The following is a 1,945-nucleotide window of genomic DNA, read 5'->3' as shown; positions in this document are numbered from 1 at the left end:
ACGGCATGCATGTCGATGAGGCCAGACGAAGCGATTCGGCAATCCGAAAGGGACAGGCCGAATCCTTCGCTGACCGACGGTGTCGCCAGCCTGCCTTGCAGTGTTGCGCGGTCCATGCAGCGAGAACGCGACGAAAGGAAGGCAAGGACGATGGCATTGCAGGAAGGTGAACCGGCGCCGGACTTCACGTTGCCGCGCGACGGCGGCGGGGAGATCAGCCTGGCTGCGCTGCGCGGCCGGAAGGTCGTTCTCTACGCCTATCCGAAGGACAACACTCCCGCCTGCACCGAGGAGGCGATCGCCTTCAACCGGCTGCGCAAGGAGTTCGCGGAAAGCGGTACGGAGATCATCGGCGTTTCCCCCGATTCAGTGAAGCGCCATGGCAATTTCAAGAACAAGTACGAGTTGGGCTTCCCGCTTCTCGCCGATGAGGAGCAGGCGCTGGCCAACGCCTACGGCATCTGGGTCGAGAAGAGCATGTACGGCCGCACCTATATGGGCGTGGAAAGGTCGACCTTTCTGATCGACGCGGAAGGTCGCCTCGCACGCATCTGGAGGAAGGTGAAGGTCGCCGGCCACGCCGAGGAGGTGCTCGCGGCCGCCCGTGCTCTCTAGGTCGGCGCACGGGATTTGCGAAAGATTAACCCTAACGATCTCTAATCGCGGCATCGGCAGCGTTCTTTCCGGTTCCGCGTATGCATCATCATCAGCCACAAACGGGTCCCGCTCTCTCCACCGTCGGCCTGGTTACTCACAGGACCTACACGATCCGCCGCGCGACGCTCCTGGCGGGCCTCGCCTGGCTGGCTGTGACCACGGCCTGCGCAGGCGCAGCCGGCTGGTACATCCTCAGCCGGGATGACCTCGCCGCCCGGCTGATCGCCCGCGAAACCACCCGCCAATACGCATATGAGGATCGAATCGCCGCGCTGCGCGCCGACATCGATCGGTATGCCAGCCGCGCCCTGCTGGATCAGGATGGTGTCGAATCCCGCGTCGACGAACTCGCGACCCGTCAGGCCGAGCTCGAATCGCGCCAGTCGCTCGTTTCCGCCCTCACCGACACGCTGCAGTCCAACGGCCTGATGCCGGTCGGGAAGCTGCCGCTGCGCTCGAACGTCATCAAGCCGGGCGAGCCGATCCGCGCTTCGGGCGTGACCAGCTTCGCGCCGATCATGCCGGGCAAGCCCATGCCGGCCCCTGAGATGCCGCCTCTGCGCGGCGCCGAGGCCAACCCCGCGGATGGATGGCAGTCCGGCGAGGCGCCTCAGCCCGAACCGCCGGCGAAGCGGGTCGAGGCGGCGCTGACGCGGCTCGACAAGGCGATCGCCAGCACCTCCGATGCGCAGATCTCGGCGCTCAAGGACATGGACGAAACACTCGCCGCGACCCAGAAGCGCTTGCGCAGTGCGCTGGCGGAAACCGGGCTCGACGCCGAACGTCTCGCCGCCTCGAACCTGGCCGGCGGCATGGGCGGCCCGTTCGTGCCGGTCAAGCTGGACCCGTCGGCCGGGCCCTTCGAAGCCACCCTGACCGCGCTTCAACCGCGCATGTCGTCGGTGATGCGCCTGCGCGGCGTGATCGATCAGCTTCCCCTCGCCCGCCCGATGGCCGGCGACCACGACTTCACCTCGAATTTCGGCTACCGCACCGATCCCTTTACCCGCGGGCTCGCCATGCACACCGGCGTCGACTTCCGCGCCGAGACCGGGTCCTCCATCCTCGCGACGGCTCCCGGCAAGGTCGTGGCCGCGGAGTACAATGGCGGCTACGGCAACATGGTAGAGGTCGAGCACGCCAATGGCCTGAGCACGCGTTACGCGCACATGTCGGCGATTTCGGTCTCGGTCGGCCAGGCGGTCAAGGCCGGAACGGTCGTCGGCCGGGTCGGATCGACCGGTCGCTCAACCGGCCCCCATCTGCATTACGAAACTCGCATCTATGA

Annotated in this window: 2 protein-coding genes; both read left to right on the top strand. The window is 66.5% G+C overall.

Annotated elements, in window-relative coordinates; translation table 11 throughout:
* The first annotated feature begins 150 nt into the window (after nt 1–150).
* The gene (locus ACIPIA_RS15140) at nt 151–615 is read left to right on the top strand and encodes a peroxiredoxin (RefSeq protein WP_400510741.1); all 465 of its coding nucleotides are present in this window, start codon (nt 151–153) and stop codon (nt 613–615) included.
* A gap of 80 nt (nt 616–695) precedes the next feature.
* Nucleotides 696–1,945 (top strand): peptidoglycan DD-metalloendopeptidase family protein (locus ACIPIA_RS15135; RefSeq protein WP_400510739.1); only part of this gene is annotated, 1,250 nt, incomplete at its 3' end.

Source organism: Allobosea sp. CER48 (assembly GCF_044752385.1).
Classification (GTDB): domain Bacteria; phylum Pseudomonadota; class Alphaproteobacteria; order Rhizobiales; family Beijerinckiaceae; genus Allobosea.
Note: the sequence above shows the minus strand (reverse complement) of the source record. Positions and strands in the feature narration are given on the sequence as shown.